Genomic DNA, 26,564 nt, shown 5'->3' on the forward strand with positions numbered 1-26,564 from the left:
TCGAATAAGCGGCGAGCGCCTTTGCGCTCACCACAGCTGTGTTGCTATTTCGAGCAACGGCGGGTTAATGCGACACCAGCCCCGATCAGCCCCCCGACAATGCCCCACATAATCATCAGGAAGGCACGACGTGGGCTATCGCGTTTTACCGGTTCTTCCGGTGTACGCAAATAGCGATAGGTCTGAAAACGCGGATCCAGGGTTGGACCAACATTAAGGGTGTTTAACATGGCCCGATTCTGATCATAGTCGAGATCAAAGGCTGGGCCGACAGCCTGTAAATTTTCCAGTCGCGCCTGGAGCATCGGGCGCCCCAACAGGAACATTTCTGAATCAGGTAATTCCTCGGCTGGCACGTCTGTCGCACTGCGAGAAATATTGTGTTGCTCGGCGATTTTAAGTGCCTGTTCAATACTGTTCATCCGGCGGTCGTAGATGGACTTAGCCACTTCTTCCTGACGCTTCACCTGAGCTTTCATCTGAATAGTGCGCGCCGCCCATGCGCCTTTCAGCTCATCATTCAGATGGCTGGCTGCACGCTGGCTGGCAAAAGCAACATATTGACGAAGCAGGTTATTAGCATCGGGGGCGGTTTCGGCAACCAGCTTAACGCTGTCATTGACCGCGCGGGCGAAATCACCAGGAATAAACAGGATGTTGTTGATCATTTCATCCAGCAGAGCCGCATCGGCTTTACTGTTACCAACCATCCGCTGTTTGTAATAGTCAGTCTGCAACCAGAAATCGCGGCGGGTATCCCACGATGCCAGTTGCATAACAAACTCTTTATAGGCTTCATCCATAACCGATGGCTGGTCGGCAGGGGCCATATTTGAACGAACATCCAGGTTACGCAAAAATTGCTGCTGCGAGTAGTACCCGCCCAGCATATTTACGGTTGGACGATCGGTAATCGCCGTCGCACTCCACTCCTGACGCGCAAAAAAAGTATACGCCAACGCGATTAAGGCAAACGCCAGCCCCATGCCAATAATCCACAGCTTCCCAGCCCACAAGGTACGAAACAACCCACGAATATCCAGTTCATTTTCAGCGTCTTCGGCTGGTTTCCCAGGCATTGGTTGCGTCATTACATCCTCATTTTATTTGGTTAAATTAGGGCTGCCATCACGGTTTCTGCGCAGTCGACGTTTCACGCGTTTGATGAAGCGAGCAACCTTCCAGGCACGCTTAATGCAATAGCCATAGAGGAAGAATGCTAGCAAAAAGAGCACCAGCATGACCCATTCCGGGACAAAATGAGAATATTCTGCCAGTACGCCAATAGAAGCGAGCAGCGCTGCAGCAAGGGTAATCAACACAAACGCCTGACGAGAAGTAAATCCAGCGCGCATGATCAAATGATGAATGTGCTGTCGGTCAGGTGAGAATGGACTCATGCCTTTACGCAAACGACGATACATAATCGCCACCATGTCCATCAGCGGGATAGCAATGATCCATAAGGCGGTAACCGGGCTGATTGGATGTGTGGCTCCCTGGGTAGTTTCCAACAGGATCCAGATAACAGTAAAACCAATCAGCGTACTGCCGGCATCGCCCATAAAGACTTTGTAGCGACGCCCCAGAATACCAAGGTTGAGCATGATATAAGGCAGGATGGCGGCGATCATGGCAAAGCACCAGATAGCGAGGCTGGTTTGCCCGTCGAACCACAAAATCATACCGATTGCCGCAAACGAGACACAGGATAACCCGCCCAGCAAGCCATCAATACCATCGACCATGTTGAAGGCATTAATCGCCGCCCAGACAGCAAACAGCGTCAGGAAGTAACCAAACGGTCCGAGCACCATCTCCCAGGAGCCAAAGATATACCCCAAACTACTGAGATAAAGTTTGCCGAACACCATCATAACAATGCCAACAGCTGCCTGTATGGTGGCACGGATTTTTACGCTGATATCAAAACGATCATCCAGCGCGCCAATGAACACAAGCACACCGGCACAAACGAGATAGAGAGCTGCATGTGGAATATAGTAATCGACGATTCCGAACGTGAAGCAAATCCCTGCGTAAACCGAAATCCCCCCAACGAGCGGTATCAATCCCTGGTGACGTTTGCGGAAGTTAGGTTTATCCACTAAACCGACTTTTTTTGCCACCTTGCGGGCAAAAAACAGAAACAGTGTCGTGAATAAAAAAATACTGATGAGATCAGTACTCACTGTCAGTAAATTCACAATGCATGCTCTCAGAGAAAATTATTAGCTGAAGTATACCCACGAAGACCTTTATTCAGAAGGGAAACTACTTTCTGAACCTCTCAGAAGCGAGCAAAAATCAACCAATTGATATGTAAATCGCATAAAACACCCGCAAAAACCAGGAATTTTCACACCATCACAGGTATACCGCTAAGATTACAGATATAAAAGCAAAACGCCACGTAAACACGTGGCGTTTTGCTGTAACACTAACTTATGAGCGTTTCATCATCTCGAAGAAATCATCATTGGTCTTGGTCATCGCAAGCTTATTAATGAGGAATTCCATTGCGTCGATTTCGCCCATCGGGTGAATGATTTTGCGCAGGATCCACATTTTCTGCAGCTCTTCCTGAGTGGTAAGCAACTCTTCTTTACGAGTACCAGAACGGTTGTAGTCGATTGCCGGGAAGACGCGTTTTTCAGCAATTTTACGAGAGAGGTGCAGTTCCATGTTACCTGTACCTTTAAACTCTTCGTAGATAACTTCGTCCATTTTGGAGCCGGTATCGATTAGCGCCGTTGCAATGATGGTCAGGCTGCCGCCCTCTTCCACATTACGTGCTGCACCGAAGAAGCGTTTCGGACGATGCAGGGCGTTGGCGTCCACACCACCGGTCAACACTTTACCGGATGCCGGTACGACGGTGTTGTAAGCGCGCGCCAGACGAGTGATGGAGTCGAGCAGAATAATAACGTCTTTCTTATGCTCAACGAGGCGTTTTGCCTTCTCGATCACCATTTCAGCAACCTGAACGTGGCGAGATGCTGGTTCGTCGAAGGTAGAAGCAACAACTTCACCTTTAACCAGACGCTGCATCTCGGTCACTTCTTCCGGGCGTTCGTCAATCAGCAGAACCATCAGTACGCAGTCTGGATGGTTGTAAGCGATGCTCTGAGCAATGTTCTGCAGCAGCATGGTTTTACCCGCTTTTGGCGGTGCCACAATCAGACCACGTTGCCCACGACCGATAGGCGATGCCAGATCCAGTACGCGTGCGGTTAAATCTTCGGTAGAACCGTTACCACGCTCCATACGCAGACGAGAGTTTGCGTGCAGCGGCGTTAAGTTCTCAAAGAGGATTTTGTTACGGGCGTTTTCTGGTTTGTCGAAGTTAACTTCGTTAACCTTCAGCAGCGCAAAATAGCGTTCACCTTCTTTCGGCGGGCGAATCTTACCAGAGATGGTATCACCAGTGCGGAGGTTGAAACGGCGGATTTGGCTAGGAGAAACGTAGATGTCATCAGGGCCGGCGAGGTAGGAGCTGTCTGCGGAGCGGAGGAAACCAAATCCATCCTGCAATATCTCCAGTACGCCATCACCAAAGATATCTTCGCCACTCTTTGCGTGCTGCTTCAGGATGGCAAAAATAATGTCCTGCTTACGCATACGAGCCAGGTTTTCCAGCCCCATATTTTCGCCGAGAGTGATCAGCTCAGAAACCGGCGTATTCTTTAATTCGGTAAGATTCATAGTGGTGTGAGTTCTTAAACTTGGGGTAAATCTCGAACTTAATGTTGTGAATGGTATGGCAGGATCATCCATGCCTGTTTACGGTCATCAACTCATGTCTTTTCGCTGTCTGGTCACAGGAGAGTACGCAGAACTGAAACGACAAGACGGATTGAGTGACGAGCCAGAAATCTGTTCACTTCGCATTTAAGAAAAACAGGAAGCGTTGGATATTACAAGATTCAAACTTAATAAGGTATGTTTAATACGAAGTCAACATTAAGTTAGCATGACTCACGCCGGGCGTCCAGTTTTTAGCGACGGGGCACCCGAACATGAAATTCCCTTACGCCAGGTTAGCGTCGAGGAACTCTTTCAACTGACCTTTAGACAGTGCGCCCACTTTGGTTGCGGCCAATTCGCCGTTTTTGAACAGCAGCAGAGTCGGGATACCACGGATGCCATATTTCGGCGCAGTGCCAGGGTTTTGATCGATGTTCAGTTTTGCAACAGTCAGTTTGCCCTGATATTCGTCAGCGATTTCATCCAGAATCGGGGCGATCATTTTGCACGGACCGCACCACTCTGCCCAGAAATCAACGAGGATCGCCCCGTCCGCTTTGAGTACATCCGTGTCAAAACTGTCGTCAGTCAGGTGAATAATTTTATCGCTCATATATAACTCCACAGGAATAAGCCTGGCGTGTTGGTTTCGTTGTTGGTGTAACATTAACCAACTAAAGGTTGACTTTATTTCACCGGATACGCTTTCGTAAAGCAATAGTAAGCTGATATTCTACCACACTATGAGCAAAACACATTTAACAGAACAGAAGTTTTCCGACTTCGCCCTGCATCCGAAAGTTGTAGAAGCCCTTGAAAAAAAAGGGTTTCATAACTGTACGCCCATTCAGGCACTGGCCCTTCCGCTAACGCTGGTGGGTCGTGACGTAGCCGGGCAGGCGCAAACCGGTACCGGAAAAACGATGGCGTTTCTTACGTCAACGTTTCATTATCTTCTCTCTCATCCCGCGATTGCCGATCGCAAGGTGAATCAACCGCGTGCCTTAATTATGGCACCGACGCGTGAACTTGCCGTGCAGATCCACGCCGATGCGGAACCACTAGCGCAAGCTACTGGCCTGAAATTGGGTCTGGCTTACGGTGGCGACGGCTACGACAAACAGCTGAAAGTGCTGGAAAGCGGCGTTGACATTTTGATTGGCACTACGGGTCGTTTGATCGACTACGCCAAACAGAACCACATCAACCTCGGCGCCATTCAGGTAGTGGTGCTGGACGAAGCCGATCGTATGTACGATCTGGGCTTTATTAAAGATATCCGCTGGCTGTTCCGCCGTATGCCGCCTGCAAACCAGCGTCTCAACATGCTGTTCTCCGCCACGCTTTCGTACCGGGTACGTGAACTGGCGTTCGAGCAGATGAACAATGCCGAATATATTGAAGTGGAACCGGAACAGAAAACGGGCCACCGCATTAAAGAAGAACTTTTCTACCCTTCTAACGAAGAAAAGATGCGTTTATTGCAAACGCTGATCGAAGAAGAGTGGCCAGACAGAGCGATTATTTTCGCCAACACCAAACATCGTTGTGAAGAGATCTGGGGTCACCTGGCGGCAGATGGTCATCGTGTTGGCCTGTTAACGGGTGATGTAGCGCAGAAAAAACGTCTGCGTATTCTTGATGAATTTACCCGTGGTGATTTGGATATTCTGGTTGCCACCGATGTTGCCGCGCGTGGCCTGCATATCCCGGCTGTGACGCACGTCTTTAACTACGATTTACCCGATGACTGTGAAGATTACGTTCACCGTATTGGTCGTACAGGTCGCGCTGGCGCAAGTGGTCATTCCATCAGCCTGGCATGTGAAGAGTATGCATTGAATTTGCCTGCTATTGAGACCTATATTGGTCACTCAATTCCGGTAAGCAAATACAATCCGGACGCATTGATGACCGATCTGCCAAAACCGCTGCGCCTCACGCGCCCGCGTACAGGCAATGGTCCGCGTCGTACTGGCGCTCCGCGTAATCGTCGTCGTTCAGGTTAAATAAAAAATGTCATACTCAAAATCATTCAAACTGTATCAAGATGGCAAGAGAATGAATCCCGACGAGCTTACTGTAGTAAGTGATTCGGGTGAAAGAACGCAGCCAACGCAGAGACAGATTGAAGGATGAAGAGTATGGGTTCCACCTCGTCGCTTTATGCCGCTATTGATCTCGGTTCGAATAGTTTTCATATGCTGGTTGTGCGCGAGGTGGCTGGCAGTATCCAGACGCTGACGCGAATTAAACGCAAAGTGCGTCTGGCTGCTGGCCTGAACAGCGAAAATGCCCTGTCTAATGAAGCAATGGAGCGCGGCTGGCAATGCCTGCGTCTGTTTGCTGAACGTCTGCAAGATATCCCTCCCTCGCAAATTCGCGTTGTCGCCACGGCGACGTTACGTCTTGCCGTCAATGCTGGTGATTTCATCGCAAAAGCGCAGGAAATCCTTGGCTGTCCGGTACAGGTCATTAGCGGTGAAGAGGAAGCACGCCTGATTTATCAGGGTGTTGCTCACACCACTGGCGGTGCAGATCAGCGCCTGGTGGTAGATATCGGCGGCGCCAGTACTGAACTGGTAACCGGCACCGGCGCACAAACGACGTCCTTGTTCAGCCTGTCTATGGGCTGCGTTACCTGGCTTGAGCGCTATTTTGCCGATCGTAATCTGGGGCAAGAAAACTTTGTCGCAGCCGAACAAGCCGCGCGCGAAGTGCTACGTCCAGTTGCTGATGAATTGCGCTATCACGGCTGGAAGGTGTGCGTTGGTGCTTCCGGCACCGTGCAGGCTTTGCAGGAAATCATGATGGCGCAGGGTATGGATGAACGCATTACCCTGGCGAAATTGCAGCAACTGAAACAGCGCGCTATTCACTGTGGCAGGCTGGAAGAGCTGGAAATCGAAGGGCTGACGCTGGAACGCGCGTTAGTATTCCCAAGTGGTCTGGCGATCCTGATAGCCATTTTTACCGAGCTGAATATCCAGTGTATGACGCTGGCCGGCGGCGCACTGCGTGAAGGCCTGGTTTACGGCATGTTACATCTGGCGGTCGAGCAGGATATTCGCAGCCGAACACTGCGTAATATTCAACGTCGCTTTATGATTGATACCGATCAAGCACAGCGTGTGGCTAAACTTGCCGCTAACTTGTTCGATCAGGTCGAAAATACCTGGCATCTTGAAGCGATTAGCCGCGATTTACTGATCAGCGTCTGTCAGCTTCATGAAATTGGCCTTAGCGTTGACTTCAAACAAGCGCCGCAACATGCCGCTTATCTGGTGCGTAACCTGGATCTTCCCGGTTTTACCCCCGCGCAGAAAAAGCTGCTGGCGACGTTATTACTCAACCAGACGAATCCGGTCGATCTCCCATCGCTGCATCAGCAAAATGCCGTACCGCCGCGCGTCGCAGAACAACTCTGCCGTTTACTGCGCCTCGCCATCATTTTTGCCAGCCGTCGTCGTGATGATTTAGTACCAGATATAAAATTACAGGCCGATCATGAGCAGTTGACCTTAACGCTGCCACAAGGTTGGCTGACCCAGCATCCGCTGGGTACAGAGGTTATCGATCAGGAAAGCCAGTGGCAGAGCTATGTCCACTGGCCGCTGGAAGTGCATTAACGTGCAAGGTGCTGGATGCAATGCTGACGCATCTTTTCCGGCTTCCCCAGGGAGTGATTATTTCCCTCGTTTTGCCGCCATCATCGCTTTCAGATTCGCCAGATGACTTTGCCCTTTCTGCATCCGTTCTTCGGCGCTGACCACTTTACGCTCCTGTTCCCAAATCAAGTCATCCTGCGGCAGCTCCAGTAAGAATCGGCTCGGCTCCGGACGCACCAGTTCGCCGTACTGACGGCGTTCTTTACACAGCGTAAAGGTCAATTCCTTCTGGGCGCGGGTGATGCCGACATAGGCCAGCCGCCGCTCCTCATCGATATTGTCTTCATCGATGCTGCTCTGGTGCGGCAAAAATCCTTCTTCCATACCGACCATGTAGACATAGGGAAACTCCAGTCCTTTTGACGCGTGGAGAGTCATCAGTTGTACCTGATCCAGCTCTTCCTCGCTCTCACCGCGCTCCATCATGTCGCGCAGAGTAAAGCGCGTCACCACCTGGGTTAACGTCATCGGCTCATCCAGCTCGCTACCTTCCAGCATCTCCGTCATCCAGCTAAACAGTTGGTTGACGTTCTTCATGCGCATTTCGGCGGCTTTCGGGCTGGGCGATGTTTCGTACAGCCAGGATTCATAATCCATGCCGTGGATCAGATCACGCACCGCGGCAATCGGCTCCCGCTCCGCCAGACGCTGGATTTCTGCCAACCAGTGAGTGAAGCGGGTCAATGCTTCATAACCACGTCCGCTAAGCGTCTGACTCAGGCCCATATCAAAGCTGGCGGTAAACATGCTTTTATTGCGCGTCATCGCCCACTCACCCAGCTTTTTCAGCGTAGCCGGGCCAATCTCTCGCTTCGGCGTGTTAACGATACGCAGAAATGCGCTGTCGTCGTCCGGGTTAGTCAGCACGCGCAGATAAGCCAGCAAATCCTTGATTTCAGGACGAGAGAAAAACGACGTACCACCAGATATTTTGTACGGGATGCGGTTTTGCATCAGGAATTTTTCAAACACCCGCGACTGATGGTTGCCGCGATAGAGAATGGCGTAATCTTTGTACTGCGTTTTATTGACGAAGTGATGCGCAATCAGTTCACCGGTGACACGCTCGGCTTCATGTTCCTCGTTATTCGCGCTTAAAACTTTTAGCTCCGCGCCGTAGCCCAGTTCGGAGAACAGACGCTTTTCAAAGACGTGCGGGTTATTGGCGATCAGGATGTTCGCCGCTTTCAGAATACGCCCGGAAGAGCGGTAGTTCTGCTCAAGCTTAATCACCTTCAACGCCGGGAAATCCTGGCTTAACAACACCAGGTTTTGCGGACGTGCGCCGCGCCAGGAGTAGATCGACTGGTCATCATCACCCACCACGGTAAAGCGCGCGCGGCTGCCCACCAGCAGTTTCACCAGTTCATACTGGCTGGTGTTGGTGTCCTGATACTCATCCACCAGCAGGTAGCGAATTTTGTTCTGCCAGCGCTCGCGTACTTCTTCATTGCGTTGCAGAAGTAGCGTCGGCAATAAAATCAGATCGTCGAAGTCGAGAACATTGCACGCTTTCAGGTGCGCATCATACAGCCCATAACAATGGGCAAAAATGCGATCCCGCTCGCCTTTTGCCTCTGCCGCCGCCTGCGCAGGAGTTTTGAGATCGTTCTTCCAGTTGGAGATGGTTGAAATCAGCTGTTGCAGGAGAACTTTGTCATCTTCAATCAGTCCTTCGGTCAACTCTTTGAGCAAAGCAAGCTGATCGGTATCGTCAAACAACGAGAAGTTCGCCTTCATCCCCAATGCTGCATACTCGCGTTTGATGATATCCAGCCCCAGCGTGTGAAAGGTGGAGATCATCAGCCCGCGCGCCTCTTTACGCCCCAGCGTCTGCCCGACACGCTCTTTCATCTCGCGCGCCGCCTTATTGGTAAAGGTCACAGCCGCGATATGTCGCGCCTGATAACCGCAACCGCGGATCAGATGGGCGATTTTATTGGTGATAACACGAGTTTTACCGGAACCCGCGCCCGCCAGCACCAGGCAAGGGCCGGTAACGAATTCGACAGCTTGTTGTTGGCCGGGGTTTAGACGCATAGAAAAATCGCTCAATGAAAGTCGGGAGGGGAAAATAACAGCGTGGTAGTATAGCCAGCCTCATCCTTACCACTCAAGGCACGATCATGGCAAAAACAGCAGCAGCACTGCATATCCTTGTAAAAGAAGAGAAACTGGCTCTGGATCTTCTCGAGCAGATTAAGAACGGTGCCGATTTCGGCAAGCTGGCGAAGAAACATTCCATTTGCCCATCAGGCAAACGCGGCGGTGATTTAGGTGAATTCCGCCAGGGTCAGATGGTTCCGGCGTTCGATAAAGTGGTTTTCTCTTGTCCGGTACTGGAGCCGACTGGCCCGCTGCATACCCAGTTCGGTTACCACATCATTAAGGTGCTTTACCGTAACTAATAGCAAGGCCTTCTCCGGGAGAAGGCCTTGAACTCTGAATCGCTATTAACCCGCAACAGCAATACGTTTCATATCCGTCATATAGCCGCGCAGTTTCTTACCTACCTGCTCAATCGCATGGCTGCGAATCGCTTCATTCACATCACGCAACTGCGCGTTATCTACCGCACCTTCCGGAATAGCTTTACCCAGGTCGCCCGGTTGCAGCTCTGCCATAAACGGTTTCAGCAACGGCACACAAGCGTAAGAGAACAGATAGTTACCGTACTCGGCGGTATCAGAGATAACCACGTTCATTTCGTACAGGCGCTTACGGGCGATGGTGTTGGCAATCAGCGGCAGTTCGTGCAGTGATTCATAATAAGCAGATTCTTCAATGATGCCGGAATCAACCATGGTTTCGAACGCCATTTCAACGCCCGCTTTTACCATTGCGATCATCAGTACGCCTTTATCGAAGTACTCCTGCTCGCCGATTTTACCTTCATACTGCGGCGCGGTTTCGAACGCGGTTTTGCCGGTTTCTTCACGCCAGGTCAGCAGTTTCTTATCGTCGTTGGCCCAGTCCGCCATCATGCCGGAGGAGAATTCGCCGGAGATGATGTCGTCCATATGTTTCTGGAACAGCGGTGCCATGATCTCTTTCAGTTGTTCTGACAGCGCGTAAGCTCGCAGTTTTGCCGGGTTAGAGAGCCTGTCCATCATCAGGGTGATGCCGCCCTGTTTCAGTGCTTCGGTGATTGTTTCCCAACCGAACTGAATCAGTTTTTCTGCGTATGCCGGGTCGGTGCCTTCTTCCACCAGCTTGTCGAAGCACAGCAGAGAGCCGGCCTGCAGCATACCGCACAGAATAGTCTGCTCGCCCATCAGGTCAGATTTCACTTCCGCAACGAAGGAGGATTCCAGCACGCCCGCACGATGACCACCGGTTGCCGCCGCCCAGGCTTTAGCGATCGCCATGCCTTCGCCTTTCGGATCGTTTTCCGGGTGAACGGCAATCAGCGTCGGTACGCCGAATCCTCGTTTGTACTCTTCACGTACTTCGGTGCCAGGGCATTTCGGCGCAACCATTACTACGGTGATGTCTTTACGGATCTGCTCGCCCACTTCGACGATGTTGAAACCGTGCGAGTAACCCAGCGCCGCTCCGTCTTTCATCAGTGGCTGTACGGTGCGCACTACATCAGAGTGCTGCTTGTCCGGCGTCAAGTTAACCACCAGATCCGCCTGCGGGATCAGTTCTTCGTAAGTACCAACTTTAAAACCGTTTTCGGTCGCTTTACGCCAGGATGCGCGCTTCTCGGCAATCGCTTCTTTACGCAGAGCGTAGGAGATATCGAGACCAGAATCACGCATATTCAGACCCTGGTTCAGACCCTGTGCACCACAGCCGACGATGACCACTTTTTTACCCTGAAGGTAGCTCGCGCCGTCAGCGAATTCGTCGCGGCCCATAAAGCGACATTTGCCCAGCTGTGCCAGCTGCTGGCGCAGATTCAGTGTATTGAAGTAGTTAGCCATGGTGATTCCTCGTGATGTTGTGCTTCTTATTGTTCGGTTCGCGTTTGCGAGATTGAATTCACTATATGACAGGAAATTTATTGCGGAAATTGATATATTCACAACGTCACATTGCAATTTCTGCAACGTCAACATTGAGGGCTGCGCCATTGGATTTACGCGATCTGAAAACCTTCCTGCATCTGGCGGAAAGCCGCCATTTTGGCCGTAGCGCGCGGGCAATGCACGTTAGCCCGTCCACGCTCTCTCGGCAGATTCAGCGCCTGGAAGAAGATCTCGGTCAGCCGCTGTTTGTGCGCGATAACCGCACGGTAACGCTGACGGAAGGGGGCGAAGAACTGCGCGTTTTCGCCCAGCAAACGCTGTTGCAGTATCAGCAATTGCGCCACACCATCGATCAGCAAGGGCCCTCGCTCTCTGGCGAGTTACATATTTTCTGCTCGGTGACCGCCGCTTATAGCCATCTGCCGCCGATTCTCGACCGCTTCCGCGCAGAGCACCCGTCGGTGGAGATCAAACTCACTACCGGTGATGCGGCGGACGCAATGGAAAAGGTGGTCACTGGCGAAGCTGATTTGGCGATTGCCGGGAAGCCGGAGACTCTGCCAGGCGCGGTGGCGTTTTCGATGCTGGAGAATCTGACGGTGGTGCTGATCGCGCCTGCCCTACCGTGCCCGGTGCGTAATCAGGTTTCGGCAGAGAAGCCGGACTGGTCTACAGTGCCATTTATCATGGCCGATCAGGGACCGGTACGCCGCCGCATTGAACTGTGGTTTCGGCGCAATAAAATCAGTAACCCGATGATTTACGCCACGGTTGGTGGGCATGAAGCAATGGTATCGATGGTAGCGCTCGGTTGCGGCGTGGCCTTGTTGCCAGAAGTGGTGCTGGAAAACAGCCCGGAACCGGTGCGTAACCGCGTGATGATTTTAGAGCGCAGCGATGAGAAAACGCCGTTTGAACTGGGTGTGTGTGCGCAGAAAAAGCGGCTGCATGAGCCGCTGATTGAGGCGTTCTGGAAGATTTTGCCTAATTAGTTTTACGGCCCCACCATTACCCGAACGGGCTTCCCAATACGACTTAGCATATTCACCAAAGCATCGATGGTGAATTTGCTGCATTTCTTGTTGACGACATCAGAGACGCGCGGCCGTGATATATGTAAAACGGTTGCCACCTCGGCTTGCTTCATCTGGTTTTGCTTAATCCAGAGGGTAATTTCTTCCATGAGCTGTTCTTTGATGACTAACGTGTTTTCGATTTCACTCAGGGAATCAGCGTAAAGCTTTTCTGCTTCCTGCTTATCAAACCCCAAATCAGCAAAAACATTACCGGCAGATGGCGTCACATGGCGAATATCACTATCAGTTTTGGCAATCACAGGCTGTTTCTCCGTTGTTGCACCACCCGGTTATAACGCGTTCTGGCGATGTTTTTATCGTGCTGACTGGTTTGTTGCGTCTGTTTCTGGAAACTATGCAAAACGTAGAGCGCTTCTACGAACTTCGCAACATACATAACGCGATAGATGCCATTGTTGTCACGAATACGAATTTCATTTACCCCAGCCCCAATTTCCGAAAACGGTTTCCAGTCATCGGGTTCAATTCCATACTGAATTTTGTGAAGCTGATAACCGACTGCTTTACGTACCGTTATGGGAAAAGCCAGGAGATCCTCCAGAGAAGATCCCACCCATCGAATTTCTTTTTCATTGGAGAGAGCTCGGGTGAGTAACATAACATCGTTGTGTATAAAATTTTATACATTGCTTTTGACTGGTGCAAGTGATAGTGGTGTACAAATAACCAAAAATAGCGGTGCTAAAGATATGGTGAGCCGAGTTTCACCACAAGCAGGTTGAGCGGCTTCTGGAAAACGTCTCGCAAAATTGAATGAGTGGATGCTTCGGACTGGCAGAAAAGCCCAATAACTGAGGGAAGATCATATCTGGATATTAGGCCCACTTTACTTTGTGGGCCTGAAAACCGAAACGCTGAGTTAACCCGCTAAAAAGAACCTGAACGCCGGGTTATTGGTTTCGTCGTGGCAATCGTAGCCCAGCTCATTCAGCCGGGTTTCGAAATCCGGCTCATGATCGCCAAGTTCGAACGCCGCCAGTACGCGCCCGTAATCAGTGCCATGACTACGATAGTGGAACAAAGAGATATTCCAGTGCGTGCCTAATGTGTTGAGGAAGCGCAGCAGCGCGCCCGGTGATTCCGGGAATTCGAAGCTGTAAAGGCGTTCCTGCAACGGATGCGATGGACGCCCGCCGACCATATAGCGCACGTGTAGCTTCGCCATTTCGTCGTCGGAGAGATCAACCACGCTGTAGCCACCATCGTTGAGCATCTGCAAAATTTCTTTGCGCTCTTCAAGGCCGCGGCTTAAGCGCACGCCGACAAAAATGCAGGCATCTTTAGCATCAGCGAAACGGTAGTTGAACTCTGTGACCGAGCGCCCGCCAAGCAACTGGCAGAACTTCAGGAAGCTGCCCTTTTCCTCCGGGATAGTCACCGCCAGCAACGCTTCACGCTGTTCGCCCAGTTCGCAGCGTTCCGAGACGTAGCGCAGGCCGTGGAAATTGACGTTCGCCCCCGAAAGTACATGCGCCAGTCGTTCGCCGCGAATGTTGTGCTGGGCGATATATTTTTTCATTCCCGCCAGCGCCAGCGCGCCAGACGGCTCCGCCACCGCGCGCACATCTTCGAACAGGTCTTTCATCGCCGCGCAGATAGCATCGCTGTCGACGGTGATGATGTCATCAAGATACTCCTGGCACAAACGGAAGGTTTCATCGCCTATACGTTTTACCGCAACGCCTTCGGCGAACAGCCCCACACGCGGCAAATCAACCGGATGACCGGCATCCAGCGCCGCTTTCAGGCAGGCGGAATCTTCCGCTTCTACGGCGATCACTTTGATTTGCGGCATCAGCTGTTTAATCAGCACCGCCACACCCGCCGCCAGGCCGCCGCCGCCGACTGGCACAAATACGCGGTCAAGATGAGCGTCCTGCTGGAGCAATTCCAGCGCCAGCGTGCCCTGCCCGGCAATCACCATCGGATGGTCGAACGGCGGCACCCAGGTGAAACCCTGCTGCTGTGACAGTTCGATCGCTTTAGCTTTCGCTTCGTCAAAGTTCGCGCCATGAAGCAGCACTTCGCCGCCAAAACCGCGTACCGCATCAACTTTGATATCGGCGGTGGCGGTTGGCATGACGATCAGTGCCTTCACGCCTAACCGCGCGGAGGAAAACGCGACGCCCTGCGCGTGGTTACCCGCCGAGGCGGTGATCACGCCATGCGCTTTCTGTTCTTCCGTCAGGCCCGCCATCATGGCGTATGCGCCGCGCAGCTTAAAGCTGTGCACCGGCTGGCGATCTTCGCGTTTCACCAGAATCACGTTATCAAGACGCGACGAGAGCTTTTCCATTTTTTGTAGCGGCGTGACCTGCGCCGCTTCGTAGACCGGCGCGCGCAGCACCGCTCTTAAATATTCGGCACCTTCCGGAGCACCGGACAGGGGTTGTGAGTCTGCCATCATTAACCCCCCAGTTTCGATTTATCGCGCACCGCGCCTTTGTCGGCGCTGGTTGCCAGGCTGGCATAAGCGCGCAGGGCAAAGGAAACCTGGCGTTCACGGTTTTTCGGCGTCCAGGCCTGGTCGCCACGCGCTTCCTGCGCTTCACGACGCGCGGCAATTTCCTGCTCGCTCAGTTGCAACTGAATGCCGCGATTCGGAATGTCGATTTCGATCAGGTCGCCATCTTCAATGATCGCGATATTGCCGCCGCTTGCCGCTTCCGGTGAGACGTGGCCGATGGAGAGGCCGGAAGTCCCGCCGGAGAAACGGCCATCGGTGATCAGCGCACAGGCTTTGCCGAGGCCCATCGATTTCAGGAAGGTGGTCGGGTAGAGCATTTCCTGCATGCCCGGGCCACCTTTCGGACCTTCGTAGCGGATCACCACAACATCACCCGCGACGACTTTACCGCCGAGGATCGCTTCAACCGCGTCATCCTGGCTTTCGTACACTTTCGCCGGGCCGATGAATTTGAGGATGCTGTCATCGACGCCCGCGGTTTTAACGATGCAGCCGTTTTCTGCGAAATTACCATAGAGCACCGCCAGACCACCATCTTTGCTGTAGGCATGTTCCAGCGAGCGGATACAGCCGTTTGCGCGATCGTCATCGAGAGAATCCCAACGGCAATCCTGCGAGAATGCCTGTGTAGTACGAATGCCCGCTGGGCCAGCGCGGAACATATTTTTTACCGCGTCATCCTGGGTCAGCATCACGTCGTATTGTTCCAGCGTTTGCGGCAACGTCAGGCCAAGTACGTTTTTCACATCACGGTTCAGTAACCCCGCGCGATCCAGTTCGCCAAGAATACCGATAACCCCACCAGCCCGGTGAACATCTTCCATATGGTATTTCTGGGTGCTCGGCGCAACTTTACACAGCTGCGGAACCTTGCGGGAAAGCTTATCGATATCACTCATGGTGAAGTCGATTTCCGCTTCCTGCGCCGCCGCCAGCAGGTGAAGTACCGTGTTGGTAGAGCCGCCCATCGCGATATCCAGCGTCATGGCATTTTCAAACGCCGCTTTGCTGGCGATGTTACGCGGCAGGGCGCTTTCATCATCCTGCTCGTAGTAACGTTTGGTCAGCTCAACAATGCGTTTACCAGCGTTGAGGAACAGTTGCTTACGGTCGGCGTGGGTTGCCAGCAGCGAGCCATTACCCGGCTGCGACAGGCCCAGCGCTTCGGTCAGGCAATTCATCGAGTTAGCGGTGAACATCCCGGAGCAGGAACCGCAGGTTGGGCAAGCGGAACGTTCAACCTGATCGCTCTGGGAGTCAGAGACTTTCGGATCTGCGCCCTGGATCATCGCATCAACCAGATCGAGCTTGATTAACTGATCGGACAGTTTGGTTTTCCCGGCTTCCATCGGGCCGCCGGAAACAAAGATCACCGGAATGTTTAATCGCAGGGAGGCCATCAGCATCCCCGGGGTGATTTTGTCGCAGTTAGAGATGCAGACCATGGCGTCGGCGCAGTGAGCGTTAACCATATACTCAACGGAATCAGCGATCAGCTCGCGAGACGGCAGTGAATAAAGCATCCCCCCGTGGCCCATAGCAATCCCATCATCCACCGCAATGGTGTTGAATTCTTTGGCAACGCCGCCAGCCGCTTCAATTTGTTCAGCGACCAGTTTACCGAGATCGCGAAGATGGACGTGACCCGGTACAAATTGAGTGAACGAGTTCACAACCGCGATAATCGGCTTACCGAAATCGGCGTCGGTCATTCCGGTGGCGCGCCACAGCGCACGAGCACCCGCCATATTACGACCATGAGTGGTGGTGGCGGAACGGTACTTAGGCATACTTTATTTACTCCCAGAGTCTGTCTCGTAAATGGGACGGTGCGTGCCGTCCCATTTTTTGTATTTATTGATTAACTTGATCTAACCAGCCCCATTTATCTTCGGTTTCGCCAGTGAAGAGGCCGAAGAAGGCTTGCTGGATGCGCTTGGTGACCGGGCCACAACGGCCTTCGCCAACCTGAATACCGTCTACGCTGCGCACTGGCGTGATTTCAGCCGCCGTACCGGACATAAACACTTCATCCGCCAGGTACAGTGATTCGCGCGACAGCACCTGCTCACGCACTTCAATTCCCAGCTCTTTCGCCAGTTTGATGATGGCATCACGGGTAATACCCGGCAGCGCGGATGAGGTGAACGGTGGGGTGAACAGCACACCGTCTTTCACTTCAAACAGGTTTTCGCCTGCGCCTTCAGAGATATAACCGTTCACATCCAGCGCGATACCTTCCTGATAACCGTGGCGGCGCGCTTCGCTGCCCACCAGCAGGGAAGAGAGGTAGTTACCGCCGGCTTTTGCCGCGGTTGGGATGGTGTTTGGTGCTGCGCGGTTCCAGGAGGAAACCATCGCATCGATCCCCTGCTCCAGCGCTTCTGCGCCCAGATACGCTCCCCACGGGAAAGCAGCGATAATCACGTCGGTTGAGTATCCCGCAGGCGGGTTTACGCCCATGCCAACATCACCGACGAAGATCAACGGACGGATATAGGCGCTGGTGAGATTGTTTTTGCGGATCACGTCACGACAAGCTTCCATCAGCTCATCAATGCTCTGCGAAACCGGGAAGCGATAGATTTTGGCGGAGTCATGCAGACGCTGCATATGCTCACGATGGCGGAATACAACCGGTCCTTTGTGCGAGTCGTAGCAACGGATGCCTTCAAAAACCGAGGTGCCATAGTGCAGCGCGTGCGACATCACATGCACCTTCGCGTCTTCCCAGCGAACCATCTCCCCATTGAACCAAATGTAATCAGCTTTCTTCGTGGTCATTTTTATATTCCTTTTGCGCTCAGGCGCGGATTTGTTGTGATGTGGTTGTGCTCTGGCAGATGGCAACGTGTGCGACGTCCACCAGTTTATTTAACTGACTAAACAGTAAGTCGACCGACCGAGGGCTGGCAACGGTCAATTCGATATTTATATTTTGTGCATCGCTGGCGGCGGCCATATTCATTGAGCAGACGTGGAAACCACGATGACGCACCACGCGTAAAACACGTTCTAAGGTTTCCGGATTGAAGCGAGCCGATACATTGACCTGATGTTGCATCATGATAATTTCTCCAACATTTCTGAATTACTGGCGCCAGGCGGCACCAGCGGCCAGACGTTCTCAAGTTCGTCGATTGAGACATGAAGCAGGTATGGCCCATCACTGTTCAGCATGGTGTCGAGTGCCGCTTCAACCTGGTCTTTACGGGTGATGTGTTGGCCAGGGATGCCGAAAGCACTGGCTAACATGAGGAAATCGGGGTTATCGGTAAGGGTGGTTTCGCTGTATCGTTCCTGGAAAAACAGTTGCTGCCATTGTCGAACCATCCCTAACCGCTGGTTATCGAGTAAGACGATTTTCAACGGTAATTGCTTGCGTTTTACGGTGCCCAGCTCTTGCACATTCATCATGAAAGAGCCGTCACCGGAGATACAGACGACGGTATCGTTCGGTCGCGCGACTTGTGCGCCAACCGCCGCTGGTAAACCAAAACCCATGGTGCCTAAGCCGCTGGAGGTGATGAAATTTTCCGGGCGAGTGTGGGCGATGTGCTGCGCAGCCCACATCTGGTGCTGCCCCACATCTGTGGTCACGACGCAATCCGCAGGTTTACGATCCGACAGTTGTTTTAACAACAACGGCGCGTAGATAGCGTCACCGGGATGGTCGTAACGCCAGGCATGTTCATCACGCAATTGAGCGCAGTATTGCCGCCAGTCATTGATATTTAACGACTGCTGTAATGCTGGTAACAGAGCATTTAAATCACCCTGTAATGCCACATGCACCTGACGCAGCTTGTTCATTTCTGCCGGGTCGATATCCATATGGATAACACTGGCGTGCGGTGCGAAGGTGTTCAGCTTGCCGGTCACCCGGTCATCAAAACGTGCACCTACGGCGATCAGTAAATCACATTCCTGCACCGCGAAGTTCGCCGCTTTGGTGCCGTGCATTCCCAGCATTCCCAGATAGTACGGATAATCCGCTTCAACTGCGCCCAGCCCTTTCAGCGTACAGGTGGCAGGCATTTTTGTGGCAGCGAGAAATTCACGCAAAGCCAGAACCGCCTGTGCCATGCCCACGCCACCGCCAACGTACAGCATCGGTTTTTGCGCTTTTGCCAGCATCTGGCGCGCTTGCTCGATTTCGGCATGTGGGAAAGTCACTTCGTTTTCAACGGTGGTGAACCACGGTTCCAGATCGCCGCTGGCTAACTGGATATCTTTTGGGATATCGACCAGAACTGGACCAGGACGACCTGAGCTGGCAACCTCAAACGCTTCGGCCATGATGCGCGGCAACTCTTCCAGCGACTGTACCAGGAAGCTGTGTTTGGTACAGGCTAATGACAATCCCAGGACATCCACTTCCTGAAATGCGTCGGTACCGATGAACGGTGCGGACACCTGACCGGTGATGGCAACGACAGGGATGGAATCTAACAGCGCGTCCGCAAGCCCGGTTATCAGGTTGGTTGCGCCCGGACCAGACGTGGCGATACATACGCCAGTTTTGCCAGTAGCACGGGCATAGCCGATAGCCGCCATTGCCGCTCCCTGCTCATGTCGGCACAGCAAGTGCTCCACGCCGCCGTCATACAATGCATCGTAAACCGGCATAATTGCGCCACCCGGATAACCGAAAACGGTATTCACACCCTGTGCCCGCAACGCATGTACCACCCACTGTGCGCCATTCATAGTTAGTTCCCCGTTCTGAATCTTGAGAAACAGAATTTTGTGCTGTTATTCATTGTCTGCTCCTCGGTTATGTTTTTAAGGTCAAAAAAAACCCCCGGACCTTTCGGTGCGGGGGTCTTAGTTCGTTAAGGCTTGATCTCTAAGCCTTTCCTCGTCCAAGTGCAGCCCCGCACGGTGGGATAATAATCACCACCACGCTAATCACGACTAGGCTAATCACTTGTAGAAGGGCTGTCATTTTGTCTTTTCTTGCATCTTGTTCGAAGGAATGCCTAAAGAGTTACCATAGATTTTGCGAATGGCACAAGATATTTTTTAATCACGTTTTGTTGTATTCCCAATCATTTCGATAAAAACCATTGTTTTTTATATAAAAAAAGGTGAGTGAAAAAAATTCAATTTCCGTATGTTTCTTGTCCTCGCCCAGAGGCTAATTTTTTTACTTCTCATTTTTGCGAGAGTTATTCCATCACTCATACAACTCAGATCACGTTGCATAAATAAACGGGAATCAGCCGCTAATTAACGCAATCTGGCAGACTACAGCAGTGATCTCTTATGCACATAATGGTGGCTCAAGGAGGGCTTATGTCACTGTCAATTGTTCATACTCGTGCGGCTCTGGGAGTAAACGCTCCCCCGATCACTGTTGAGGTTCATATCAGTAAAGGTCTACCAGGATTAACGATGGTGGGCTTACCAGAAACAACGGTAAAAGAAGCACGCGATCGCGTGCGCAGCGCCATTATCAATAGCGGATATGAATATCCGGCGAAAAAAATCACCATTAACCTTGCACCAGCCGACCTGCCGAAAGAAGGAGGGCGATATGATTTACCTATCGCTATTGCTTTGCTGGCAGCCTCTGAACAGCTTACAGCCAATAAGTTGCATGAATATGAATTAGTCGGGGAACTGGCGCTTACAGGCGCTCTGCGCGGCGTTCCTGGCGCAATCTCCAGTGCAACTGAAGCCATTAAGTCGGGCAGAAAAATTATCGTCGCGAAAGATAACGAAGATGAAGTGGGGCTAATTAACGGTGAAGGATGCTTGATAGCCGATCATCTGCAGGCTGTCTGTGCGTTTCTGGAAGGTAAGCATGCTCTCGAACGCCCGAAACCAACTGATGCAGTATCCCGCGCGCTACAAAATGATCTCAGCGATGTTGTCGGTCAGGAGCAAGGAAAGCGAGGGCTGGAAATTACCGCCGCAGGGGGCCACAACCTTTTACTGATTGGCCCACCAGGAACAGGTAAAACAATGCTCGCCAGCCGTATTAATGGCCTGTTGCCAGATTTAAGTAATGAAGAAGCTCTGGAAAGTGCCGCAATATTAAGCCTGGTGAATGCCGAGTCAGTGCAAAAACAATGGCGGCAGCGCCCGTTCCGCTCACCGCATCACAGTGCGTCGTTAACTGCGATGGTGGGCGGTGGCGCAATTCCTGGGCCAGGTGAAATTTCGCTGGCGCATAACGGCGTGCTTTTTCTTGATGAGCTACCTGAATTTGAACGGCGTACATTGGATGCCTTGCGGGAACCCATTGAGTCTGGACAGATCCATCTTTCACGCACGCGGGCCAAAATAACCTATCCGGCCCGTTTCCAGCTTGTTGCAGCGATGAATCCCAGCCCTACCGGACATTATCAGGGAAACCATAACCGCTGCACACCAGAGCAAACACTGCGTTATCTCAACCGACTCTCTGGTCCCTTTCTTGACCGCTTCGATCTCTCACTGGAGATCCCATTACCGCCCCCCGGCATTTTGAGTAAAACGATAGTGCCGGGAGAAAGCAGCGCCACCGTTAAACAACGTGTAATGGCCGCCAGAGAGCGCCAATTTAAGCGGCAGAATAAACTGAATGCCTGGCTGGATAGCCCGGAAATACGGCAATTCTGCAAGCTTGAGAGCGCAGATGCGCAGTGGCTGGAAGAAACGCTGATCCATCTGGGGTTATCGATTCGTGCCTGGCAGAGGTTACTGAAAGTTGCACGAACCATTGCTGATATTGATCAATCTGACATTATCACACGGCAGCATTTGCAGGAGGCAGTTAGCTATCGTGCGATCGACCGCTTGCTCATCCATTTGCAAAAACTGCTGACATAAAAAAAGGGCATTTCGCCCTTTTTATTAATCGTCGGAATCGGTGTAGTCTTCAGCTCCTTCAACCTGCGGTTTACCGCCGGAAAGGGTATGAAAACGTTTTGGACGCTTAATACGCGTCATATACTTGGACCACACGCGTTCTGCTTCTGTCACTGGCTCACGTTCGCCACGGCATACTGCTACGAAGAGTTTCTCTTCCTCGGTAACCGGCTCGCGTTTGCCGAGATCCAGCTCATTGAAGGCATAACCATGACGCTCAAGCAGTTGTGCCTCTTTGATGGTGAAATCACCATGACGAGAGAATCCACGTGGATAATGTTTATTGTCGAAATATCGATTAGTCGTCGTAAAGCTTTCCGCCATCCTGCACGCTCCTAATTCTTTGACCGAGCTAGTTATGGCGCGGAGTATTAGTTACGCTTGACAGAGTGTAAAACAAAACATTTAAATCATAACGACAAATAATTTTGCGGAGAGCACTGTGGATACGGAATTGTTAAAAACTTTCCTGGAAGTTAGCCGAACGCGTCACTTTGGTCGAGCGGCTGAATCGCTCTATCTGACCCAATCAGCCGTGAGCTTTCGAATCAGACAACTGGAAAATCAATTGGGTGTGAATCTTTTCACCCGCCACAGAAACAATATCCGTTTAACCGCTGCCGGAGAAAAGCTTCTGCCTTATGCAGAAACGCTAATGAGCACCTGGCAGGCCGCCCGCAAGGAGGTGGCGCATACCTCACGACATAATGAGTTTTCTATCGGTGCCAGCGCCTCGCTGTGGGAGTGTATGCTTAATCAGTGGCTGGGGCGCTTGTATCAGAATCAGGATGCCCACACAGGTCTGCAATTTGAAGCGCGGATTGCCCAACGACAGTCTCTGGTAAAACAGCTACATGAACGTCAACTTGATCTTCTTATTACCACTGAAGCGCCCAAAATGGACGAATTTAGTAGCCAGTTGTTGGGACATTTCACTTTAGCGCTCTATGCCAGCGCCCCCTCTAAGTTAAAGGGTGATCTTAACTATCTGCGTCTGGAATGGGGGCCGGATTTTCAACAGCATGAGACAGGTTTGATCGGTGCTGATGAAGTTCCAATCCTGACAACCAGTTCTGCTGAACTGGCACAACAACAGATTGAAATGCTTAATGGCTGCACCTGGCTACCGGTAAGTTGGGCGCGCAAAAAAGGCGGTTTGCATACTGTTGTCGACAGTACAACACTTTCACGGCCGCTCTATGCCATATGGCTGCAAAATAGCGACAAACACGCGCTGATTCGAGATCTATTGAAAATTAACGTACTGGATGAAGTGTATTAATCAAAATAGCCGGCAAGGATGCCGATGGAAGGATTTACTTCGGAGAGGGTTATTTCAGATAAAAAAAATCCTTAGCTTTCGCTAAGGATGATTTCTGGCAGGGGCGGAGAGACTCGAACTCCCAACACCCGGTTTTGGAGACCGGTGCTCTACCAATTGAACTACGCCCCTAATTAGGGTGGCGGAACGGACGGGACTCGAACCCGCGACCCCCTGCGTGACAGGCAGGTATTCTAACCGACTGAACTACCGCTCCACCGAATTCTTTTACAACCACCGGTTTTATGACCGGCTTACTGCTTAATTTGATGCCTGGCAGTTCCCTACTCTCGCATGGGGAGACCCCACACTACCATCGGCGCTACGGCGTTTCACTTCTGAGTTCGGCATGGGGTCAGGTGGGACCACCGCGCTAAGGCCGCCAGGCAAATTCTGTTTTATCAACACGTCTTTCTTCGACATGTCGATGTAATCTGTATCAGGCTGAAAATCTTTCTCTCAATCCGCCAAAACATCTTCGGCGTTGTAAGGTTAAGCCTCACGGTTCATTAGTACCGGTTAGCTCAACGCATCGCTGCGCTTACACACCCGGCCTATCAACGTCGTCGTCTTCAACGTTCCTTCAGGACTCTCAAGGAGTCAGGGAGAACTCATCTCGGGGCAAGTTTCGTGCTTAGATGCTTTCAGCACTTATCTCTTCCGCATTTAGCTACCGGGCAGTGCCATTGGCATGACAACCCGAACACCAGTGATGCGTCCACTCCGGTCCTCTCGTACTAGGAGCAGCCCCCCTCAGTTCTCCAGCGCCCACGGCAGATAGGGACCGAACTGTCTCACGACGTTCTAAACCCAGCTCGCGTACCACTTTAAATGGCGAACAGCCATACCCTTGGGACCTACTTCAGCCCCAGGATGTGATGAGCCGACATCGAGGTGCCAAACACCGCCGTCGATATGAACTCTTGGGCGGTATCAGCCTGTTATCCCCGGAGTACCTTTTATCCGTTGAGCGATGGCCCTTCCATTCAGAACCACCGGATCACTATGACCTGCTTTCGCACCTGCTCGCGCCGTCACGCTCGCAGTCAAGCTGGCTTATGCCATTGCACTAACCTCCTGATGTCCGACCAGGATTAGCCAACCTTCGTGCTCCTCCGTTACTCTTTAGGAGGAGACCGCCCCAGTCAAACTACCCACCAGACACTGTCCGCAACCCGGATCACGGGTCTACGTTAGAACATCAAACATTAAAGGGTGGTATTTCAAGGTCGGCTCCACGCAGACTGGCGTCCACACTTCAAAGCCTCCCACCTATCCTACACATCAAGGCTCAATGTTCAGTGTCAAGCTATAGTAAAGGTTCACGGGGTCTTTCCGTCTTGCCGCGGGTACACTGCATCTTCACAGCGAGTTCAATTTCACTGAGTCTCGGGTGGAGACAGCCTGGCCATCATTACGCCATTCGTGCAGGTCGGAACTTACCCGACAAGGAATTTCGCTACCTTAGGACCGTTATAGTTACGGCCGCCGTTTACCGGGGCTTCGATCAAGAGCTTCGCTTGCGCTGACCCCATCAATTAACCTTCCGGCACCGGGCAGGCGTCACACCGTATACGTCCACTTTCGTGTTTGCACAGTGCTGTGTTTTTAATAAACAGTTGCAGCCAGCTGGTATCTTCGACTGATTTCAGCTCCACGAGCAAGTCGCTTCACCTACATATCAGCGTGCCTTCTCCCGAAGTTACGGCACCATTTTGCCTAGTTCCTTCACCCGAGTTCTCTCAAGCGCCTTGGTATTCTCTACCTGACCACCTGTGTCGGTTTGGGGTACGATTTGATGTTACCTGATGCTTAGAGGCTTTTCCTGGAAGCAGGGCATTTGTTGCTTCAGCACCGTAGTGCCTCGTCATCACGCCTCAGCCTTGATTTTCCGGATTTGCCTGGAAAATCAGCCTACACGCTTAAACCGGGACAACCGTCGCCCGGCCAACATAGCCTTCTCCGTCCCCCCTTCGCAGTAACACCAAGTACAGGAATATTAACCTGTTTCCCATCGACTACGCCTTTCGGCCTCGCCTTAGGGGTCGACTCACCCTGCCCCGATTAACGTTGGACAGGAACCCTTGGTCTTCCGGCGAGCGGGCTTTTCACCCGCTTTATCGTTACTTATGTCAGCATTCGCACTTCTGATACCTCCAGCATGCCTCACAGCACACCTTCGCAGGCTTACAGAACGCTCCCCTACCCAACAACACATAGTGTCGCTGCCGCAGCTTCGGTGCATGGTTTAGCCCCGTTACATCTTCCGCGCAGGCCGACTCGACCAGTGAGCTATTACGCTTTCTTTAAATGATGGCTGCTTCTAAGCCAACATCCTGGCTGTCTGGGCCTTCCCACATCGTTTCCCACTTAACCATGACTTTGGGACCTTAGCTGGCGGTCTGGGTTGTTTCCCTCTTCACGACGGACGTTAGCACCCGCCGTGTGTCTCCCGTGATAACATTCTCCGGTATTCGCAGTTTGCATCGGGTTGGTAAGTCGGGATGACCCCCTTGCCGAAACAGTGCTCTACCCCCGGAGATGAATTCACGAGGCGCTACCTAAATAGCTTTCGGGGAGAACCAGCTATCTCCCGGTTTGATTGGCCTTTCACCCCCAGCCACAAGTCATCCGCTAATTTTTCAACATTAGTCGGTTCGGTCCTCCAGTTAGTGTTACCCAACCTTCAACCTGCCCATGGCTAGATCACCGGGTTTCGGGTCTATACCCTGCAACTTAACGCCCAGTTAAGACTCGGTTTCCCTTCGGCTCCCCTATTCGGTTAACCTTGCTACAGAATATAAGTCGCTGACCCATTATACAAAAGGTACGCAGTCACCCCATAAAGAGGCTCCCACTGCTTGTACGTACACGGTTTCAGGTTCTTTTTCACTCCCCTCGCCGGGGTTCTTTTCGCCTTTCCCTCACGGTACTGGTTCACTATCGGTCAGTCAGGAGTATTTAGCCTTGGAGGATGGTCCCCCCATATTCAGACAGGATACCACGTGTCCCGCCCTACTCATCGAGCTCACAGCATGTGCATTTTTGTGTACGGGGCTGTCACCCTGTATCGCGCGCCTTTCCAGACGCTTCCACTAACACACACACTGATTCAGGCTCTGGGCTGCTCCCCGTTCGCTCGCCGCTACTGGGGGAATCTCGGTTGATTTCTTTTCCTCGGGGTACTTAGATGTTTCAGTTCCCCCGGTTCGCCTCATTAACCTATGGATTCAGTTAATGATAGTGTGTCGAAACACACTGGGTTTCCCCATTCGGAAATCGCCGGTTATAACGGTTCATATCACCTTACCGACGCTTATCGCAGATTAGCACGTCCTTCATCGCCTCTGACTGCCAGGGCATCCACCGTGTACGCTTAGTCGCTTAACCTCACAACCCGAAGATGTTTCGTAAAACACCATCGTGTTGCGA

23 protein-coding genes, 2 tRNA genes and 2 rRNA genes are annotated in these 26,564 nt (G+C 52.1%); 6 read left to right on the forward strand and 21 right to left on the reverse strand.

What is annotated here, in order from left to right; translation table 11 throughout:
- Positions 1 to 44: 44 nt before the first annotated feature.
- The 5 genes from wzzE to trxA form a co-directional block, all read right to left on the reverse strand.
- Positions 45 to 1,091 carry an ECA polysaccharide chain length modulation protein gene (wzzE, locus tag FEM44_RS09750; RefSeq protein ID WP_064530528.1) on the reverse strand — a complete coding sequence of 349 codons (1,047 nt, stop codon included), beginning with the start codon at positions 1,089 to 1,091 and terminating at the stop codon, positions 45 to 47.
- Between the two features lie 12 nt (positions 1,092 to 1,103).
- Positions 1,104 to 2,207: a UDP-N-acetylglucosamine--undecaprenyl-phosphate N-acetylglucosaminephosphotransferase gene (wecA, locus tag FEM44_RS09755; protein ID WP_130261196.1), complete on the reverse strand. Its 1,104-nt coding sequence runs from the start codon at positions 2,205 to 2,207 to the stop codon at positions 1,104 to 1,106.
- A 238-nt stretch (positions 2,208 to 2,445) separates the two neighbouring features.
- Positions 2,446 to 3,705: a transcription termination factor Rho gene (gene rho, locus FEM44_RS09765; RefSeq protein WP_001054527.1), complete on the reverse strand. Its 1,260-nt coding sequence runs from the start codon at positions 3,703 to 3,705 to the stop codon at positions 2,446 to 2,448.
- 87 nt (positions 3,706 to 3,792) lie between these two features.
- Positions 3,793 to 3,891, reverse strand: coding sequence for a rho operon leader peptide RhoL (gene rhoL / locus FEM44_RS09770; RefSeq protein WP_032145636.1), 99 nt, complete (start codon positions 3,889 to 3,891; stop codon positions 3,793 to 3,795).
- A gap of 139 nt (positions 3,892 to 4,030) precedes the next feature.
- Complete coding sequence (trxA, locus tag FEM44_RS09775; protein ID WP_064530526.1) at positions 4,031 to 4,360, reverse strand: thioredoxin TrxA; 330 nt, start codon at positions 4,358 to 4,360, stop codon at positions 4,031 to 4,033.
- 130 nt (positions 4,361 to 4,490) lie between these two features.
- Here trxA and rhlB point away from each other — a divergent pair, with 130 nt between their 5' ends.
- Positions 4,491 to 5,756, forward strand: a complete 1,266-nt coding sequence (gene rhlB / locus FEM44_RS09780) for an ATP-dependent RNA helicase RhlB (RefSeq protein WP_130209386.1) — start codon at positions 4,491 to 4,493, stop codon at positions 5,754 to 5,756.
- A gap of 135 nt (positions 5,757 to 5,891) precedes the next feature.
- Complete coding sequence (gene gppA / locus FEM44_RS09785) at positions 5,892 to 7,376, forward strand: guanosine-5'-triphosphate,3'-diphosphate diphosphatase (protein WP_135523383.1); 1,485 nt, start codon at positions 5,892 to 5,894, stop codon at positions 7,374 to 7,376.
- Positions 7,377 to 7,433: 57 nt separating this feature from the next.
- Here gppA and rep read toward each other — a convergent pair whose 3' ends face one another.
- The gene (rep, locus tag FEM44_RS09790) at positions 7,434 to 9,455 is read right to left on the reverse strand and encodes a DNA helicase Rep (protein ID WP_001238867.1); all 2,022 of its coding nucleotides are present in this window, start codon (positions 9,453 to 9,455) and stop codon (positions 7,434 to 7,436) included.
- Between the two features lie 86 nt (positions 9,456 to 9,541).
- Between rep and ppiC the strand changes: the two genes are divergently transcribed.
- Positions 9,542 to 9,823, forward strand: a complete 282-nt coding sequence (gene ppiC / locus FEM44_RS09795; RefSeq protein WP_001140251.1) for a peptidylprolyl isomerase PpiC — start codon at positions 9,542 to 9,544, stop codon at positions 9,821 to 9,823.
- A 45-nt stretch (positions 9,824 to 9,868) separates the two neighbouring features.
- Here ppiC and ilvC read toward each other — a convergent pair whose 3' ends face one another.
- Positions 9,869 to 11,344, reverse strand: a complete 1,476-nt coding sequence (ilvC, locus tag FEM44_RS09800; protein ID WP_135523382.1) for a ketol-acid reductoisomerase — start codon at positions 11,342 to 11,344, stop codon at positions 9,869 to 9,871.
- Positions 11,345 to 11,493: 149 nt separating this feature from the next.
- Here ilvC and ilvY point away from each other — a divergent pair, with 149 nt between their 5' ends.
- Positions 11,494 to 12,381 (forward strand): HTH-type transcriptional activator IlvY, encoded by an 888-nt coding sequence (gene ilvY, locus FEM44_RS09805; RefSeq protein ID WP_135523381.1) that lies wholly within the window; start codon positions 11,494 to 11,496, stop codon positions 12,379 to 12,381.
- Between the two features lie 2 nt (positions 12,382 to 12,383).
- Here the strand turns inward: ilvY and FEM44_RS09810 are convergent, their stop codons facing one another.
- The 9 genes from FEM44_RS09810 to ilvL all read right to left on the reverse strand — a co-directional run bounded on the left by FEM44_RS09810 (position 12,384) and on the right by ilvL (position 19,901).
- Positions 12,384 to 12,725, reverse strand: a complete 342-nt coding sequence (locus tag FEM44_RS09810; protein ID WP_135523380.1) for a helix-turn-helix domain-containing protein — start codon at positions 12,723 to 12,725, stop codon at positions 12,384 to 12,386.
- On the reverse strand, positions 12,722 to 13,039 hold the full coding sequence (locus FEM44_RS09815) for a type II toxin-antitoxin system RelE/ParE family toxin (protein ID WP_165383357.1): 318 nt from the start codon (positions 13,037 to 13,039) through the stop codon (positions 12,722 to 12,724). The genes FEM44_RS09810 and FEM44_RS09815 overlap by 4 nt, the downstream gene beginning before the upstream one ends.
- 306 nt (positions 13,040 to 13,345) lie before the next feature.
- Positions 13,346 to 14,890, reverse strand: a complete 1,545-nt coding sequence (ilvA, locus tag FEM44_RS09820) for a threonine ammonia-lyase, biosynthetic (RefSeq protein ID WP_135523427.1) — start codon at positions 14,888 to 14,890, stop codon at positions 13,346 to 13,348.
- Between the two features lie 2 nt (positions 14,891 to 14,892).
- A complete protein-coding gene (ilvD, locus tag FEM44_RS09825) occupies positions 14,893 to 16,743 on the reverse strand; it encodes a dihydroxy-acid dehydratase (protein ID WP_135523378.1) in 1,851 nt (616 codons plus the stop codon).
- Between the two features lie 64 nt (positions 16,744 to 16,807).
- Positions 16,808 to 17,737: a branched-chain-amino-acid transaminase gene (ilvE, locus tag FEM44_RS09830; protein ID WP_000208520.1), complete on the reverse strand. Its 930-nt coding sequence runs from the start codon at positions 17,735 to 17,737 to the stop codon at positions 16,808 to 16,810.
- Positions 17,738 to 17,756: 19 nt separating this feature from the next.
- The gene (ilvM, locus tag FEM44_RS09835) at positions 17,757 to 18,020 is read right to left on the reverse strand and encodes an acetolactate synthase 2 small subunit (RefSeq protein ID WP_000983255.1); all 264 of its coding nucleotides are present in this window, start codon (positions 18,018 to 18,020) and stop codon (positions 17,757 to 17,759) included.
- Entirely contained in the window at positions 18,017 to 19,663 is a 1,647-nt protein-coding gene (gene ilvG / locus FEM44_RS09840) for an acetolactate synthase 2 catalytic subunit (RefSeq protein WP_135523377.1), read from the reverse strand. Before ilvG ends, ilvM begins: the two co-directional genes overlap by 4 nt.
- Positions 19,664 to 19,665: 2 nt before the next feature.
- The gene (gene ilvX, locus FEM44_RS09845) at positions 19,666 to 19,716 is read right to left on the reverse strand and encodes a peptide IlvX (RefSeq protein ID WP_001387183.1); all 51 of its coding nucleotides are present in this window, start codon (positions 19,714 to 19,716) and stop codon (positions 19,666 to 19,668) included.
- A gap of 86 nt (positions 19,717 to 19,802) precedes the next feature.
- Positions 19,803 to 19,901 (reverse strand): ilv operon leader peptide, encoded by a 99-nt coding sequence (gene ilvL, locus FEM44_RS09850; protein WP_024149608.1) that lies wholly within the window; start codon positions 19,899 to 19,901, stop codon positions 19,803 to 19,805.
- A 350-nt stretch (positions 19,902 to 20,251) separates the two neighbouring features.
- On the opposite strand from ilvL, the gene FEM44_RS09855 reads away from it, so the two are divergent.
- Complete coding sequence (locus FEM44_RS09855) at positions 20,252 to 21,772, forward strand: YifB family Mg chelatase-like AAA ATPase (protein ID WP_135523376.1); 1,521 nt, start codon at positions 20,252 to 20,254, stop codon at positions 21,770 to 21,772.
- Positions 21,773 to 21,796: 24 nt separating this feature from the next.
- On the opposite strand, the gene maoP is transcribed toward FEM44_RS09855, so the two are convergent.
- Positions 21,797 to 22,135, reverse strand: coding sequence for a macrodomain Ori organization protein MaoP (gene maoP, locus FEM44_RS09860; RefSeq protein ID WP_000841001.1), 339 nt, complete (start codon positions 22,133 to 22,135; stop codon positions 21,797 to 21,799).
- 118 nt (positions 22,136 to 22,253) lie between these two features.
- Here maoP and hdfR point away from each other — a divergent pair, with 118 nt between their 5' ends.
- The gene (gene hdfR, locus FEM44_RS09865) at positions 22,254 to 23,093 is read left to right on the forward strand and encodes an HTH-type transcriptional regulator HdfR (RefSeq protein WP_130209370.1); all 840 of its coding nucleotides are present in this window, start codon (positions 22,254 to 22,256) and stop codon (positions 23,091 to 23,093) included.
- Positions 23,094 to 23,188: 95 nt separating this feature from the next.
- On the opposite strand, the gene FEM44_RS09870 is transcribed toward hdfR, so the two are convergent.
- The 4 genes from FEM44_RS09870 to FEM44_RS09885 all read right to left on the reverse strand — a co-directional run bounded on the left by FEM44_RS09870 (position 23,189) and on the right by FEM44_RS09885 (position 26,522).
- A tRNA-Trp gene (locus FEM44_RS09870) sits at positions 23,189 to 23,264 on the reverse strand.
- Positions 23,265 to 23,272: 8 nt separating this feature from the next.
- Positions 23,273 to 23,349 (reverse strand) — tRNA-Asp (locus tag FEM44_RS09875).
- A 54-nt stretch (positions 23,350 to 23,403) separates the two neighbouring features.
- Positions 23,404 to 23,519, reverse strand: a 5S ribosomal RNA gene (gene rrf, locus FEM44_RS09880).
- Between the two features lie 101 nt (positions 23,520 to 23,620).
- Positions 23,621 to 26,522 (reverse strand): 23S ribosomal RNA (locus FEM44_RS09885).
- Positions 26,523 to 26,564: the final 42 nt, after the last annotated feature.

The sequence above is a fragment of the Escherichia sp. E4742 genome (genome assembly GCF_005843885.1).
Lineage (GTDB): Bacteria > Pseudomonadota > Gammaproteobacteria > Enterobacterales > Enterobacteriaceae > Escherichia.

Coding starts and splice junctions, on each gene's coding strand:
- wzzE (WP_064530528.1), bottom strand. CDS start 1,091: ATGACGCAACCAATGCCTGGGAAACCAGCCGAAGACGCTGAAAATGAA.
- rho (WP_001054527.1), bottom strand. CDS start 3,705: ATGAATCTTACCGAATTAAAGAATACGCCGGTTTCTGAGCTGATCACT.
- rhoL (WP_032145636.1), bottom strand. CDS start 3,891: ATGCGAAGTGAACAGATTTCTGGCTCGTCACTCAATCCGTCTTGTCGT.
- trxA (WP_064530526.1), bottom strand. CDS start 4,360: ATGAGCGATAAAATTATTCACCTGACTGACGACAGTTTTGACACGGAT.
- rhlB (WP_130209386.1), top strand. CDS start 4,491: ATGAGCAAAACACATTTAACAGAACAGAAGTTTTCCGACTTCGCCCTG.
- gppA (WP_135523383.1), top strand. CDS start 5,892: ATGGGTTCCACCTCGTCGCTTTATGCCGCTATTGATCTCGGTTCGAAT.
- rep (WP_001238867.1), bottom strand. CDS start 9,455: ATGCGTCTAAACCCCGGCCAACAACAAGCTGTCGAATTCGTTACCGGC.
- ppiC (WP_001140251.1), top strand. CDS start 9,542: ATGGCAAAAACAGCAGCAGCACTGCATATCCTTGTAAAAGAAGAGAAA.
- ilvC (WP_135523382.1), bottom strand. CDS start 11,344: ATGGCTAACTACTTCAATACACTGAATCTGCGCCAGCAGCTGGCACAG.
- ilvA (WP_135523427.1), bottom strand. CDS start 14,890: ATGGCAGACTCACAACCCCTGTCCGGTGCTCCGGAAGGTGCCGAATAT.
- ilvD (WP_135523378.1), bottom strand. CDS start 16,743: ATGCCTAAGTACCGTTCCGCCACCACCACTCATGGTCGTAATATGGCG.
- ilvE (WP_000208520.1), bottom strand. CDS start 17,737: ATGACCACGAAGAAAGCTGATTACATTTGGTTCAATGGGGAGATGGTT.
- ilvM (WP_000983255.1), bottom strand. CDS start 18,020: ATGATGCAACATCAGGTCAATGTATCGGCTCGCTTCAATCCGGAAACC.
- ilvG (WP_135523377.1), bottom strand. CDS start 19,663: ATGAATGGCGCACAGTGGGTGGTACATGCGTTGCGGGCACAGGGTGTG.
- ilvL (WP_024149608.1), bottom strand. CDS start 19,901: ATGACAGCCCTTCTACAAGTGATTAGCCTAGTCGTGATTAGCGTGGTG.
- FEM44_RS09855 (WP_135523376.1), top strand. CDS start 20,252: ATGTCACTGTCAATTGTTCATACTCGTGCGGCTCTGGGAGTAAACGCT.
- maoP (WP_000841001.1), bottom strand. CDS start 22,135: ATGGCGGAAAGCTTTACGACGACTAATCGATATTTCGACAATAAACAT.